Here is a 15316-nt window from a genome sequence, read left to right on the forward strand (position 1 = left end):
CCGTATTCAGCGTCGATACGCGTGGATACAGCTCGCTTTGGAGCAATGACATCAGCGGGTCGGGGGGGCTGGCCAAGACCGGAGCGGGTGTGCTTGTCATGACCGGCAACAACAGTTATACCGGCGCCACCGTGATTAGCGGCGGCAAGCTCGTGGTCAACGGCTCGATCGCCGATTCAGCGCTGCTTACCATCGGTCAGGAAGCAGCGCTGGGCGGAAGCGGTATGGTGGGCAACACGCTTGTCTATGGCCTCGTGCAGCCGGGCAACTCTGTGGGCACGCTGACCGTCGCGGGCAACTACACCCAGCAAGCCGGATCTTTGCTTGAACTCGAACTCAGTCCCCAGGGCGTTACCGACAAGCTGGTGGTTACCGGCGATGTCGATATCCAGGGCGGCGGCTTGCGGGTGTTGGGGCTGCGTGCCGCCCACCTGGGCCGACAGTATTCCTTCCTCGAATCGGGGGGCGCGCTGTCGGGCGCGTTCGACGAAACCAACCTTGACGGTCTGTTCATTGACCTGGCTGCCAGTCGTGGCGCTTCTGCCTTCTCGTTGTCAGTCGAGCGCAACGCTACGTCCTTTGCCAGTTTTGCGCGCACCGGTAATCAGCGCGCCATGGCCAATGCGGTTGAAAGCCAGGGCCTGTCGGGCAAGGCCTACGACGAGATCGTGGGCATTCAAGACGCCACGGTGGTGCCGGCGCTGTATGAGTCGCTCACCGGAGAGATCTACGCCTCGACCCAATCCGCCTTGTTCGACACCGGCGACCTGCTGCGTCACACCGTATTGCACCGCACACGCCAGGCGCTGCGTGATCCCATGCACAGCGGGCGGGGCGCGGCCGCGTTCTCTCAGGCCGGCGTGAGCAATGATCGCGGCATGTGGGGGCAAGTCTTTGGCAATTGGGGGCGCCTGGGCGGCGGCACACAGGCCCGGGCCCTGGATCGCTCGCTGGGCGGGCTGGCGCTTGGGGGCGATTTTTCCCTGGGCGAACGGGAGGGCAGGCAGGCCCGCGCGGGCCTTGGGTTCTCCTACACCAACTCAACCCTCAGGGATGACGCCCGTCTCGACCGCGTCCGCGCCGACGGTTATCACGCCATGGCCTATGCAGGCATGCAGCACGGGCCATGGTCCTTCCGGGGTGGGTTGACGCAGTCGTGGTACCAACTTGATACGCGCCGAACCATCGATTGGACGGCTCATGCGTCATCCAGTTCGAAACGCGATGCTCAGGTGCTGCAGGTTTTTGTCGAAGCGGCGCGTAGCATTGATCTGGGCGGGGCCACGCTCGAGCCCTATGCCGGCCTGGCTCAGATGTGGCTGCGCCAATCGGCTTTCGCAGAGGATAACGCCGTATTCGGGCTGCAGGACGCCGGCCGTCGCGACGCCGTCGGCTTCTCGACGCTGGGGTTACGTCTGGGTACCGACGTGGCAACGGACAAGAGCGGCCGCTTGCAGCTGGAAGTGGGATTAGGCTGGCGCCACGCATTCGGCGACGTGACACCCACCCGGCAACTGCGCTTCACCACCGGCGATGCCTTCAAGGTAGTTGGGGCCCCACTGGCCCGCAATGCCTTGCTCGCCGACGTGGGTCTGGGCTGGTCTGTTGGGCGCCATACTCGCGTGGCGTTGAACTATGCGGGTCAGCTGGCGGGCCACACCCGCGACCATAGCGCACAGGCGAGTGTGCGCTGGGCGTTCTAGTGTCTTGTAATGGGTGGGGCCCACACCTGAGTCATGTGTGGGCGGGGTAGCTCACTGTAGAGTCGCCCCGCCCATGCTTTAAGGGCGGGGAGAATCAGACGCCCAAATATCGCGTCAGCAGGTCTGTTTGGCTGGCCAGCGTGGCGCTGTCACGTTGTTCAACGACCCGGCCTTTTTCAAGTACGACGCATCGGTCGGTATGTGTCAGCACTTTTCGATAGTTGCGGTCCACGATAAGGGTGGCAACGCCCGTTTCGCGAATGGCTTCGATAATGCGCCAGATTTCGGCGATGATCAGCGGGGCGAGGCCTTCGGTGGCTTCGTCCAGAATGAGCACGTCGGGGTTGGTCATGAGCGCGCGACCGATGGCCAGCATTTGTTGCTCGCCGCCCGAAAGCTGTTGGCCGCCATGGCTCAGGCGTTCGGTAAGGCGTGGAAAGGTATCGAGTACGCGCTGGTAGGTCCAGTCTTTTCGGCCCTTGTAGCCCGGCCTGGAAGCCACAAGCAGGTTTTCGCGGACATCGAGGTTGGGGAAAATTCCGCGGCCCTCGGGGACATAGGCCACCCCTTGTCGGGCGACCTGATGCGGTTGCGCCTGGGTATTGTCGCGGCCCCGAATAACGATTTTGCCCTTGGCCGGCGCAATATGCCCCATTATGGTACGGATGAGCGTGGTCTTGCCCATGCCGTTTCGGCCCAGCAGACCGATGGATTCGCCCGCGTCGATACGCAGGTCGACGCCTTGCAAGATGTGGCTGGCGCCGTAGTAAGTGTGCAGCCCGGAGGCTTCAATAAGCGTCGTCATTCTTCGTCTCCGAGATAAGCAGTCTGTACCAATGGGTTGGCTTTGATGCTTGCCGGGTCGCCATGGGCGATGACTGCACCGTTGACCATCACGGTGATCTCGTCGGAAATACGAAAGACGGCGTCCATATCGTGCTCGACCAGCAAAATGGCGTGTTCGCTTTTTAGCGAGTCGAGCAGATTGAGCATGCGGTCGGTTTCTTCTGAGCCCATGCCTGCAAGCGGCTCGTCGAGCAGCAGCACGCTGGGGTGAGTGGACAGGCTCATGGCGATTTCAAGCTGGCGCTTGCCGCCGTGAGACAGCAACCCCGCAATCTGATTGCTGAATGCCGAAAGGCCGGCTAACTCAAGGGCATGGTCGGCGGCTTCGTTGCTTTTGGTGCAATGGCTTGACGGCGTCCAGCTCCAGAAGTGCTGGTGGTTGGCTTGTGCTGTAAGCCGGCAGTTTTCGTGCACGGTTAACGAAGGGAAAATGGTGGTGCGCTGATAGCTGCGACCCATGCCTGCACGCGCACGCTTGGGTTGCGACCAAGTGGTGATGTTCTGCTGGTTCATGAAGATGGTGCCCTCGTTGGGCGCCAGCTCGCCCGACAGGACGCTGACCAGAGTGGATTTGCCTGCGCCGTTGGTGCCGATGACGGCATGCACGGCCCCGCGCTTGAGCTCGAGCGAAACATTGTCGATGGCCGTCAGGCCGCCGAAGCGGCGAGTGATTTTCTGGGCCGATAATAAGGTTTGCGTCATGGTGCTGCCTTTACTGAGCCGGAGCCGAGGTGATGGACTTGGAACGGCTGCGATTGCGCCACTGATCGGGAAGCCCCGCCAGACCTTGGGGCAAGGCTGCAACCAAAGCGATAATGGCCAGGCCGAAGGTCAGGTGCCAGTTTTTGGCGAATTCGCCGAACAGCGCCTGCGACTGGAAGACCTCTTGCAACAGCGTAAGGGCAACAGCCCCGACCACTGCGCCCCACAGGCGCCCCATGCCACCCAGAATGACCATGAGCAGCACCAGGCCGGATTGCTCCCAGGCCAGCAGTTCGGGGTTGACATAGCCGTCTTTGGCGGCGTAAAGGACCCCGGCCACCCCGGCCAGACCAGCCGCGATAATGTAGGCCGTAAGCTTGTACTGAAAAGTGGAGTAGCCGGCAGCGCGCATGCGCTGTTCGTTGACGCGAATGCCGGTGAGCGCGGCGCCGAAACGCGAGCGCATCAGCAAGGACAGGAACACCCAGGTCAGCAGCAGGCAGGCCAGGGTAAAGACATAGAACACGAACTGATTGTCGATATTCAGCAAGACCCAGTCGCCCAAGCGGATTTCAGGGCGGAAATACAAGTAGATGCCGTCGGTGCCGCCGCCCAGGGCGGTGTCGTGGAATACGTAGTAGGCCATTTGTGCAAAGGCCAGCGTAACCATGATGAAATAAATGCCTTTGGTGCGCAGCGCCAGAGCGCCGGTGACGACGGCATAGAGCATGGCGGCCAGCACGGCGCCGGGCAGAAGCAGCAGCATGTTGCCGGCACCCGATTCGGGCGACAGCAGCGTAACAAAATACGCCGCGATACCGAAAAACGCGCAATGCCCCAGGCTGACCAGCCCGGTACAGCCCACAAGCAATTGCAGGCTAAGCGCAAATAGCGCGTAGATCATGATCTTGATGACCAGACTGGTGTAGTAGCTGGTGGCGATGGATGGCAAAGCCAGTATCAGCGCAATAAGCACCAGCAGCAAAATGGCACGTAGAATGAAACGCATACGTGTGTCAGCCTTGTTTAAATAGCCCTTCGGGCTTGAATAGAAGAATGGCGGCCATGAGCAAATACACCATGACGCCGGCCGCAGCGGGGAAGAACACCTGCCCGAAGGTGTCGACAAAGCCGACCAGCATGGCGGCCAGAAAGGCGCCCTTGATCGAGCCGATGCCGCCGATAACCACCACGACAAAGCAAATGATCAGTACTGCGTTGCCCATACCCGGGTACACCGACGACACCGGCGCGGCGATGGCGCCTGCCAATGCAGCCAGCGCAACACCAATGGCGAATACGATGCGGAAAAGGCGATTGATGTCGATGCCCAGCGAGTTGATCATTTCGCGGTTGCTGGCCCCTGCGCGAATCATCATGCCCAGGCGGGTGCGCGTAAGCACCCAGAACATCAGAAGGGCGACCAGGATGCAGACCGCCGAAATGAACAGGCGATAAACGGGGTAGGTCATGACTTCGCCCAATTGTATGGACCCCGCCAGCCACGAAGGAACGGGCACGCCGTGTACGTCGTTGCCCACCAGTATGCTGCGCAGTTCTTCGAAGACAAGAATAAGACCGTAGGTCATGAGCACTTGCTGCAGGTGCTCGCGGGTGTACAGATAACTATAAAAAGCCCACTCAAGAAAATAACCCAGCAACGTGGCCAGAAGCACGCATGCCAGCACCGTAACGACAAAGCCGCCGCCCAGGTATTGAGCGACCAGGGGCTGTAATGCAAAGGCCATGTAGGCCCCGATCATGTAGAAACTGCCATGGGCGAGATTGATGATGCCCATGATGCCGAAGATGAGAGTCAGGCCGCTGGCAACAAGAAAAAGCAGCAGCCCGTATTGCACGGCATTTAAACATTGGATCAGGAAGATTGCCGGGTCCACGAGTATTCCTTTGGTTCAACTAGAAATCCTCTGCGACCGCACTAGCGGTAGCAGAGGATGCAGGCGGAGTATTACAGCTTGCAGCCGCGAGCGGGGTCGGCCAGTTTTTCAACGGCGACTTTTACTTTTTTATTCTCGAGACCGTCGACCTTACGCAAGTACATGTCTTGCACGGGGTTGCCCGCTTTCGAGAGGGTGAACTCGCCGCGAGGGCTGTCGATCTTGGCGCTACGGATGGCGTTGCGCATGTCGTCTTTCTTGCTGACGTCGCCGTTGACGGCTTTCAGGCCAGCTTCGAGCATCTGTGCAGCGTCATAACCTTGTACGGCGTAGACATCGGGTGGAAGCGCGGGGAAGTTCTTGATATAGCTTTCGCGGAAGGCATTGTCACGCGGTGTGTTCAGGCCGTCTGCGTAGTGCAGGGCGGTAAGCAGGCCTTGTGCAGAAGCGCCTTGGGCTTCAAGCGTGCCGTCGGTCAGGAAGCCGGCGCCGTACAGGGGAATGCTGTCTTTCAGACCGGCTGCTGCGTAATCTTGTGTGAACTTGACCGCACCGCCACCTGCAAAGAAGGTGTAGACCGCGTCAGGTTTGATCGATGCAATTTCGGTCAGCAACGGCTGGAACTCGACGTTGGGGAAGGGCAGGGTCAGGTGTTTTACAACCTTGCCGCCGCCCTTTTCAAACGACTCTTTGAAGCCGTCGGTCGATTCTTTGCCCGCTGCGTAGTTCCAGGAAATGGTAACTGCGGTTTTGTCGCCGTTTTCGGCAGCGACCACGCCCATGGCGTAACCAGGCTGCCAGTTCGAGAACGACGAGCGGAACACGTTCTTGCTGCACAGCGGGCCGGTAATGGCGTCGGCGCCGGCGTTAGGAATAATCAGCGTGGTGTCGGAGTCGTTAGCAGCTTTGGCCAGAGCCATTGCCACGCCCGAGTGAACCGTGCCGACCAGGATGTCGACTTGGTCGCGCTTGATCAGGCGGTTCGCGTTTTCGGGGCCTTTCGAGGGGTTGGATTCGTCGTCGACCTTGAAGTACTCGATTTCCTGGCCGGCAAGTTTTCCGCCTTGTTCTTGAACATACAGCTTGAAGCCGCTCTCGATGGCTTCGCCCAGTTTGGCATACGTACCGCTATAAGGCAGCATGAAACCGACTTTGACGGCGGCGACTGCGCTGCCTGCGCTGAATGCGAGCACTGTAGCGAGGGCAGTGCGGGTGAGCGTTTTTTTCATTGCCTACTCCTGTTTATTATGAAAAAGGATGACTTCAGGGGGTGCGCGTAACGCGCGGTTCAGACGAGGTCGCGCATGAAGTTCGCGACCTCGTTTGTGATTATTTCGGGTTGGTCTTTATGGGGGGAATGGCGGCAGCGCTCAATAATACAGAGCTTTGCATGTGTTGCAATACGTTTAATCCCTTGAATTTGATCGAGCGTGCCGTACTCGTCGTCCACGCCCTGCACAGCCAGTATCGGGCAGGCGATCTTGTCGAGATACGCCTCAATATTCCATTCAAGAAACCTGGGATCAAGCCAGATGTCGTTCCATGCCCAGAAGGTGGCCTCGGCGTTGCTGTGATACCGGCCCAGACGTTGCGGAAGGTCGGTTTGCAAAAAGGCGTCTCGGGCTTTGGCAATGCTTTCGACCGAAATGTCTTCGACGAAAATATGCGGTGCGGCAACGACGATACCTTTTACGGCATCGGGGTACATGGCCGCATAGAGCAGCGCGATCGAGCCGCCGTCGCTATGGCCGTACAAGACCGGCTTTTCGTCTTGCATGCCCAAGGCATTGAACAATGCCGGCAGGGCTTCGCGCGCCTGGTCGTGCATGTACTGGACCGGCCATTTTTCGTCGAGTGGTCGCGGTGTGCTGGCACCATAGCCATAGCGCGAAAACACCAAACCCCTGCAACCGGCCGCCGCGCACACTTGCGCGGGCCAGTCCTTCCACATAGAAGCCGACCCCAGGCCTTCGTGCAGGAACACGAGCAGGTCGGCGTCCTGCTTCTCGGGCGAGATCAGGTAATACTCGATATCGATGTCGCGACCCAGCGCCTGGATGCGCGCGACGCCGGATGAAGAAGTTGTGGCGGCCATTTGCATGTCAGTGGGTTTCTTGCTGACGAAGGCGGAAACGCTGGATTTTGCCGGTGGCGGTCTTGGGCAGTTCGTCTACAAAATGGATGGTGCGCGGATACTTGAACGGCGCAAGCTGGCCTTTGACGAAAGCCTGAAGCTCTTGCTCAATGGCTTCGCAGGCGCTGTTGCCCGAGCGCAGCACCACGTAGGCGGTGGTCTTGATCAGGCCCTGGCTGTCGCAGGTGCCGATAACGGCCGCTTCGAGCACGGCGGTGTGCTGGATAAGAATGTTCTCGACTTCAATGGGCGAAACATACTGGCCGCTGACTTTGATCATGTCGTCGCTGCGCCCTGAATACGTGTAGTAGCCGTCTTCGTCGCAAACGTATTTGTCGCCGCTTTTGGTCCAGTCCCCCAGAAAGGTGGAACAAGTGCGCTTGCGGTCGTTCCAGTACATGACGGCCGCGCTCGGCCCCTTGATGTAAAGGTCGCCGATGCTGCCGCACGGTACAGGGTGGCCTTCGTCGTCGCGAAGCTCGACCTCGTAACCCGGAACCGGCTTGCCGGTTGTGCCGTAGCGCAGGTCGTTCTCGCGATTCGACAAGAAGATATGCAGCATTTCGGTTGAGCCGATGCCGTCAAGGATGCGGCAGCCGAACTGACGGGTGAAGCGCTCGCCGATATCGCGCGGAAGCGCCTCGCCGGCCGACGCGCAAATGCGCATGGAGACCTGGTCTTTGGTGGGCATGGCGTCGTAGGCCAACATGCTGGCGTACAAGGTGGGCACACCGCAAAAGACGGTGGGCTGGTGCTCGACCAGGCGCTTGTACACGGCAGCAGGGGTGGGGCGTTCGTCCATCAGCACCACGGTTGCGCCGACGGAGAGCGGGAAGGTCAGCCCGTTGCCCAGGCCATACGCAAAGAACAGCTTGGCCGCCGAAAATACGATGTCGTCTTCGCGCACGCCCAGTATGGGCTTGCCGTAAAGCTCGGCGGTGTACCAGAGGTTGGCATGGCAATGAACCACGCCCTTGGGCTGGCCGGTCGAACCCGACGAATACAACCAGAAAGCGATTTCGTCAGACTTGGTTCTTATAGGCGGAACGGCGGCGGCCTGGCTCAGGCGGGTTTCGAGTTCTATATGGTCGGCCGCCAGGGGGCCTTCGGGGCGCGACACCACAACATGCTTGACCTCGTGGCTGGCGGTGGCAAGCGCTTCCTGGATGGTGGACACCAACGGGCCGGACACAAACACGCCCTGGCAACGGCTGTGTTCCATCATGTAGGCGTAGTCGGCAGCCGGCAGCAGGGTGTTTACAGCAACCGGCACCACGCCCGCATGCAGCGCGCCCAGAAATACCACCGGCCAGTCGTTGGTGTCGTGCATGGAAAGCAGTATGCGTTCTTCGCGGCGGATGCCCAGTTCGTGCAGCAAGCCCGCAAACTTGGCAATGCGTTTCGCCATGTCGCCATACGACAGGGTGCCCTGGCTGTCGATATAGGCGGTTTTGTCGGCACGGCCGGCGTTGGTTTCGACAATATATTGGGCGAAATTAAGTTCTGCAGGGCAGGCTTGCATCAGGGTCTCCAGATGGTGCGTCGGTGCTGCGAGCGGTACGTGCGCTTCTTGTGTAGTGCCTAGTACTGCTTGTTGCTATGTATGAACAGGTTGCCGGCGTGGGGTTGTACGTGTTAAAGCGTTGCCAGGCGTGCAAGCACGTCGGGTGAGGCCTGGACTGCTGCCAGACGGTGATAAAAAGCCAGTGCGCGCAGGCCGCCAAGCTCTTGGCCGCCGCCGGCGCGTCCGGGGCCGCCGTGGTTGGACTGGGGCATGGCATTGCCATGACCGGTCTGCACTTTGGCCACTTCGCTATTGATAATATGCACCCGGCCATGGCTTTCGGCCAGGTTCAGGGCGGCCAGCGCCAGAAAATCGGCATCTTCGCCATAGACCGAGGCCACCAGCGAACCCATGCCGCGTCGCGCCAATGCGAACGCATGTTCGGCGTCGCGGTAAGGCATGAGGGTGGCGACAGGGCCGAAAACCTCGGTCTCGTGAACCAGGTCGAGATTGTCGGGGTCGGGCGCGCCGAACAACATGGGTGCCACGCAAGCATGGTCAGGGGCGTCGGCAAGTACCGTGCTTTGGCTGCGACCGTCGAAAATAACGTCGCAGTGCTGGGCCAGCAGCTCGATGCCGGCCTTGACGGCTTCGGCTTGCGAAGCGCTGACCAGGCTGCCCATGCGCACCGATTCGTTGCGCGGGTCGCCTACAGTGATGGATTGCAGTTTGTCGGCAATGGCCTTGGCTACGGTGTCGTAGCTGGCCTGGGGTACCAGAATGCGGCGGATCGCCGTACATTTCTGGCCCGACTTAATGGTAAGTTCGCGTACCACCTCGCGCACCAGCAGGTCGGTACCGGTGGCGTCAGGGTCAAGAAGGGCACAGTTGACGCTGTCGGTCTCGGCATTGAAACGCACCCCGTCGTGCTGGATGCGCGGATGCTGTCTTAGCGTGGCGGCGGTCTCGGCCGAACCGGTGAACGACACCAGGTCCAGGCCGTTCAGGGCGTCGATAAGGCCGTCGGGACGGCCGCAGACAATGTTCAGGCTGCCTTCGGGCAGTATGCCGGCCTCGACAACGTCTTTGACCATTTCGTGAGTAAGCCAGGCGGTCGCCGTGGCCGGCTTGACCATGACGGCCACGCCTGAAAGCAAGGCCGGAGCGGCCTTTTCCCACAGGCCCCAGGCGGGGAAGTTGAAGGCGTTGATCAACAGCGCCACGCCGTGCGAGGGAACCTCGACGTGCTGGGTGGCAAAGGCATTTTCTTTGGCCAGCGGATCGGCGTTGCCTTCCAGGTGCAGTTTGCCGTCTTGAAGTTTGGCGCCCAGCTTGGCGTAGTACGAAAGCGTGTAGATGCTGCCGTCCACGTCAACCGCGGTGTCGTTTTTGACGGTGCCCGAGTTTTGCAGGGAAATGTCGTAGTACTTGTCGCGATTGGCTTGAAGTACCTGCGCCACTTGGGCGAGCAGGCCCGCGCGCTGTGCGTAACTGAGCCTGCGCAAGGCGGTGCCGCCTTGTTTGCGAGCGAAGTCGTACGCTGCGGCCATGTCAATGCCGTCGGCGCCGGCCGAGGCCAGTGCCGTGCCCAGAACCGGGTCATGCAGGGTTGTGCCCTTGCCGGCGCCTTCCAGCCATTGGCCCTGAACATAGTTAGCAAGTTTCTTCATAGGTATGTCGTTTCTGTGGAAATCGGGGCGAACAGATTCCGCCGGAAAAGACGGCTGGCAATAATGCGGCCGTCGCGTACTGCGATTACTGCCTGGTGAACTCGATCTTGCCTTCCGGCAAGAGGTAGAGCACCAGGGCGCGCCCTTGCGTAACAGTAGGGCTGTGGGCGCTGTCGGGGCCGTACACCAGCCATCCACGAGAATGGCCGTCGAAACGGGCGTCGTCGGAAATGGGCATGATCAGATCGATCTCGCCATTGGGATGCCGGTGATGCGGGCCTGCGATGTCTTCCATGTCGACCACGTCGACGGAATAGTTATTGAGTTCTGCGGCGGGCTTGATGACGCGTCCGTATCGCACGCCGCCGCCCTCGTACTGGCACATCCAGCCGTCTTGCGCCGCTTTTCTACAGGTTTCGACAATGCTTTGGCACAGTTCGCCGTCGTACGGGAACTGTTGATTGAGTTTTTGCTGAAGGTCTTTGTCGAGGGGCTGGGCGCCGATAAAATCTGTTACCTGGCGGACGAGCCCCTGGAATGTCTCGATGTTGCTCATGTTGGGTCCTTCTAGAATCGGATTGCTTGCGTGGTGAGGCTCGCAATAGAGTGCCGTCCGATATGCTTGCCAGGGTGAAAATTATGCCTTTTCTTCTCGGCTGTCAAGCACTATAATGCATATCGACGGCTTTCTTAGGGTTTATCTGGGTGAACAATAAAGCATTAGACAATAAGGCCCCCAGTTCGGGGGCCAATGCGGAGACAGAGCGTGACCCCTACCTGGTTGCGTTGGGGGAACGTGTACGCCGTTTGCGTGCCAGACGGGGCATGACCCGCAAGGAGCTCGCCCGCGCGGCCTCGGTTTCCGAGCGCCACCTGGCCAACCTGGAACGCGGGGTGGGCAACGTGTCCATACTGGTTCTGCAAAGCATTGCAGGTGCATTCAACTGCGTGCTGGCCGAGCTGGTGGGCGACATTACGACTTCAACGCCCGAGTGGCTGCTTATTCGCGAGCTGCTTCAGGGCCGGGGCGAACAAGAACTGCAACTGGCGCGCCAAACGCTTTCCGAACTATTCGCCGGCCGGGCCGAAACGTCGCCCCATAACCGCATGCGCCAGATTGCATTGGTGGGTTTGCGAGGTGCCGGGAAATCCACGCTGGGGCGCATGCTGGCGGCCGATATCGGCTATCCTTTTATTGAGCTTAGCAACGAAATCGAACGCGTTGCCGGCTGCGGAATCCTTGAAATTCACAGCTTGTACGGTGCCACGGCATACCGCCGCTACGAACGCCGCGCGCTCGAAGAAGCGCTTCAGCTTTACCCGGACATGGTGCTTGCCACACCCGGCGGCCTGGTGTCCGAGCCCTCTACCATGAATCTCATGCTGGCTCATTGCTATAGTGTGTGGGTCAAGGCAACGCCCGAAGACCACATGGAGCGCGTCATGGCTCAGGGCGACTTCCGTCCCATGGCCGGCAACAACGAGGCCATGGCCGATCTCAAACGCATTCTCGCCAGCCGCGAGGCTTTTTATTCCAAGGCAGATTTCATCTGCTCGACCAGCAACCAGTCTCTTTCTGAATCGTTCAACGACCTGCGCACGCACATCCGCGAAGTCGCGGGCCTGCCCTTGCAGGCGGCCTGAAGAGTCCATGCATTTTCTTGCATGTTTTGATTGACGTCAAAACACACTTGCATTATTATGCATGCACCATTTAAACATGCACTATTGTTCGGGCTTCAAAAAACTAGGAGATATCGATGAATCAAGTCGCCAACCCAGCGGTCGAGCAAGCAGCGAGCAGCCGCGTCGACTTCCGTACAGACCCCAGCCAATACAAGCACTGGAGGCTTTCCTTTGACGGCCAGGTCGCTACCTTGGCCATGGACGTCGCCGAAGACGGCGGCCTGCGTCCCGGCTATAAGCTCAAGCTCAACTCGTATGACCTGGGTGTCGATATCGAACTGCACGACGCACTGCAGCGCATCCGTTTCGAGCACCCCGAAGTGCGCACTGTCGTGGTTACCAGCGATAAAGACCGCATTTTCTGCTCGGGCGCCAATATTTTCATGCTGGGTTTGTCCTCCCATGCCTGGAAGGTCAACTTCTGCAAGTTCACCAACGAAACGCGTAACGGCATCGAAGACTCCAGCCGCCATAGCGGCCTTAAGTTCGTCGCTGCCTTGAACGGCGCATGTGCCGGCGGCGGCTACGAGCTGGCCCTGGCTTGCGACGAGATCCTGCTTATCGACGACCGCTCGTCGGCAGTGTCGCTGCCCGAAGTGCCGCTGCTGGGTGTGTTGCCCGGTACAGGCGGCCTGACCCGCGTGACCGACAAGCGCAAAGTGCGTCACGACCGCGCCGACATTTTCTGCACCCTGGTCGAAGGCGTGCGCGGCGACCGTGCCAAAGAATGGCGTCTGGTCGACGACGTGATCAAGCCGGCCCAGTTTGCCGAAGGCGTGCAAAAACGCGCTGAGGAACTGGCCGCCGGCAGCGACCGTCCCGCAGACGGCAAAGGCGTAGTCCTTACTCCTGTGCAGCGTACCGACTCCGAGAACGGCCTGTCGTACAAATATGTCGACGTTCAAATCGATCGCCAGAAGCGCATTGCCAACCTGGTAGTACGCGGCCCCGAGCAAGTCGCCGATAGCCTTGACGCCATTCTGGCCGAAGGCGTGGCCTGGTGGCCCCTGCAAATGGCTCGCGAGCTTGACGACGCCATTCTGCAACTGCGTACCAACGAGCTCGACATCGGCACCTGGGTCATTCGCACCCAGGGCGACGCCGCCAAAGTGCTCCAGGCCGATGCTACGCTCGAAAAATTTGCCGACAACTGGTTTGTTCGCGAAACCCGCGGCATGCTGCGCCGCACGCTGGCTCGCCTTGATGTCACCTCGCGTTCGCTGTTTGCCCTGATCGAGCCTGGTTCCTGCTTTGTCGGCACCCTGCTTGAGCTGGCCCTGGCTTGCGATCGCAGCTACATGCTCGATGATCCCGATCAGCCCGTCGAAATCGCCGTCAATGGCTTGAACCTGGGCGTTTACCCCATGGTCAACGGCCAAAGTCGTATCGCTCGCCGCTTCTACGAAGAAGAGCCTGCCATCGGCGCCGTGTCGGCCACGATCGGCAAGCGTATCGACGCAGCCCAAGCCGAAGAGCTGGGCCTGGTTACCTACGCGCTCGACAGCCTCGACTGGGACGACGAGATCCGCATCGCCCTCGAAGAACGCAGCGCTTTGTCGCCCGATTCGCTTACCGGCCTTGAGGCCAACCTGCGTTTCAATAGCGTTGAAAGCATGGAAACCCGTATTTTCGGTCGTCTGTCTGCATGGCAGAACTGGATTTTCTATCGACCCAACGCCTCGGGCGAGAAGGGCGCCCTCAAGTTGTACGGCAAGGGTGAAAAAGCCAACTTTGATTGGAACCGCGTGTAAGCGCACGAATTAAGGAGCATATACATGTCAGGCATCAATTATTCCGAGAAGATTCCCAATAACGTCAACCTGTCCAGCGACCGCACGCTGCAACGCGCGCTCGAGCACTGGCAGCCCAACTACCTTAAGTGGTGGCAAGACATGGGCCCCGAGGCTTCGCAGAACATGGACGTTTACCTGCGTACCGCAGTCAGCGTGCAACCCGACGGCTGGGCGCACTTTGACTACGTGAAAATGCCCGACTACCGTTGGGGCATCTTCCTGACGCCGCAAGACGGCCAGCGCAAGGTTCACTTCGGCGAGCACATCGGCCAGGACGTCTGGCAAGAAGCCCCCGGTGAACACCGTGCCAACCTGCGTCGCATCATTGTTACTCAAGGCGACACCGAGCCCGCATCGGTCGAGCAACAGCGCCACCTGGGCCTTACCGCCCCTTCGCTGTACGACCTGCGCAACCTGTTCCAGGTCAACGTCGAAGAAGGCCGCCACCTGTGGGCCATGGTTTACCTGCTGCATCGCTACTTCGGTCGCGACGGCCGCGAAGAAGCCGACGCACTGCTGCAGCGTAACTCGGGCAGCGAAGACAGCCCCCGTATTTTGGGCGCTTTTAACGAGAAAACACCCGACTGGCTGGCGTTTTACATGTTCACGTACTTTACCGACCGCGACGGCAAGTTCCAGCTCAGCGCGCTGTCCGAGTCGAACTTCGACCCTCTGGCCCGCACGACCAAGTTCATGCTGACCGAAGAAGCCCACCACATGTTTGTGGGTGAGTCGGGTGTGTCGCGTGTGCTGCAGCGTACGGCCCAGGTCATGAACGAACTCAAGACCGAAGACCCCGAAGCCTTGCGTGCCGCCGGTGTTATCGACCTGCCTACCATCCAGCGGTACATCAACTTCCATTACAGTGTCACGATCGACCTCTTCGGCGCCGACCAGTCGTCCAACGCTGCCATTTTCTATAGCTCGGGCCTTAAAGGCCGCTACGAAGAAAGCAAGCGCACCGACGACCACCAGCTCAAGAACGACACCTACCGTATTCTTGATGTCCAGAACGGGCAGCTGCGCGAAATCGAAGTGCCCATGCTAAATGCACTGAACGAAGTGCTGCGCGACGACTTCATCAAAGACACGGTGGCGGGCGTTGGCCGCTGGAACAAGGTGCTCGAGAAGGCCGGCATTGCGTTCCGTCTTACCGTTCCCCATAAGGCGTTTAATCGCAAGATCGGTACGCTGGCAGGCATTCGCGTTTCGCCCGAAGGCCAGGTGCTGACCGAAGAGCAATGGAAAGCCCACGAACACGAGTGGCTGCCTACGCCTGAAGACCGCGAGTTTGTCGCTTCGCTGATGGGTCGTGTGGTCGAGCCGGGCAAGTTTGCCAACTGGATCGCACCTCCGGTCATGGGCATTAATCGCCAGCCC

Annotated in this window: 13 protein-coding genes; 4 read left to right on the forward strand and 9 right to left on the reverse strand. The window is 59.9% G+C overall.

Annotation, left to right across the window (positions count from 1 at the left end):
- Positions 1-1703: autotransporter outer membrane beta-barrel domain-containing protein (locus VL003_RS06945; protein ID WP_325440930.1), on the forward strand; the 1703-nt coding region annotated here is incomplete at its 5' end.
- 94 nt (positions 1704-1797) lie between these two features.
- Here VL003_RS06945 and VL003_RS06950 read toward each other — a convergent pair.
- The 9 genes from VL003_RS06950 to VL003_RS06990 all read right to left on the reverse strand — a co-directional run bounded on the left by VL003_RS06950 (position 1798) and on the right by VL003_RS06990 (position 11013).
- On the reverse strand, positions 1798-2508 hold the full coding sequence (locus tag VL003_RS06950; protein WP_325440932.1) for an ABC transporter ATP-binding protein: 711 nt from the start codon (positions 2506-2508) through the stop codon (positions 1798-1800).
- A complete protein-coding gene (locus VL003_RS06955) occupies positions 2505-3251 on the reverse strand; it encodes an ABC transporter ATP-binding protein (protein ID WP_325440934.1) in 747 nt (248 codons plus the stop codon). The genes VL003_RS06950 and VL003_RS06955 overlap by 4 nt, the downstream gene beginning before the upstream one ends.
- A 10-nt stretch (positions 3252-3261) precedes the next feature.
- On the reverse strand, positions 3262-4260 hold the full coding sequence (locus VL003_RS06960) for a branched-chain amino acid ABC transporter permease (RefSeq protein ID WP_325440936.1): 999 nt from the start codon (positions 4258-4260) through the stop codon (positions 3262-3264).
- A 7-nt stretch (positions 4261-4267) separates the two neighbouring features.
- Positions 4268-5149 (reverse strand): branched-chain amino acid ABC transporter permease, encoded by an 882-nt coding sequence (locus VL003_RS06965; RefSeq protein WP_325440938.1) that lies wholly within the window; start codon positions 5147-5149, stop codon positions 4268-4270.
- A 71-nt stretch (positions 5150-5220) separates the two neighbouring features.
- Positions 5221-6378, reverse strand: coding sequence for an ABC transporter substrate-binding protein (locus VL003_RS06970; protein ID WP_325440940.1), 1158 nt, complete (start codon positions 6376-6378; stop codon positions 5221-5223).
- Positions 6379-6437: 59 nt separating this feature from the next.
- A complete protein-coding gene (locus tag VL003_RS06975) occupies positions 6438-7250 on the reverse strand; it encodes an alpha/beta fold hydrolase (protein WP_414708258.1) in 813 nt (270 codons plus the stop codon).
- Between the two features lies 1 nt (position 7251).
- A complete protein-coding gene (locus VL003_RS06980) occupies positions 7252-8805 on the reverse strand; it encodes a benzoate-CoA ligase family protein (RefSeq protein ID WP_325440944.1) in 1554 nt (517 codons plus the stop codon).
- A gap of 113 nt (positions 8806-8918) precedes the next feature.
- Complete coding sequence (locus VL003_RS06985; protein ID WP_325440946.1) at positions 8919-10457, reverse strand: 3,4-dehydroadipyl-CoA semialdehyde dehydrogenase; 1539 nt, start codon at positions 10455-10457, stop codon at positions 8919-8921.
- 85 nt (positions 10458-10542) lie between these two features.
- Positions 10543-11013, reverse strand: a complete 471-nt coding sequence (locus tag VL003_RS06990; RefSeq protein WP_325440947.1) for a 4-hydroxylaminobenzoate lyase — start codon at positions 11011-11013, stop codon at positions 10543-10545.
- Positions 11014-11162: 149 nt separating this feature from the next.
- Here VL003_RS06990 and VL003_RS06995 point away from each other — a divergent pair, with 149 nt between their 5' ends.
- The 3 genes from VL003_RS06995 to boxB form a co-directional block, all read left to right on the forward strand.
- Complete coding sequence (locus tag VL003_RS06995; protein WP_325440949.1) at positions 11163-12101, forward strand: helix-turn-helix transcriptional regulator; 939 nt, start codon at positions 11163-11165, stop codon at positions 12099-12101.
- 116 nt (positions 12102-12217) lie between these two features.
- Positions 12218-13894 (forward strand): 2,3-epoxybenzoyl-CoA dihydrolase, encoded by a 1677-nt coding sequence (gene boxC, locus VL003_RS07000; RefSeq protein WP_325440951.1) that lies wholly within the window; start codon positions 12218-12220, stop codon positions 13892-13894.
- Positions 13895-13918: 24 nt separating this feature from the next.
- Positions 13919-15316 (forward strand): benzoyl-CoA 2,3-epoxidase subunit BoxB (gene boxB / locus VL003_RS07005; protein WP_325440953.1); only part of this gene is annotated, 1398 nt, incomplete at its 3' end.

It is taken from the genome of Pusillimonas sp. (genome assembly GCF_035515275.1).
Lineage (GTDB): Bacteria > Pseudomonadota > Gammaproteobacteria > Burkholderiales > Burkholderiaceae_B > Pusillimonas.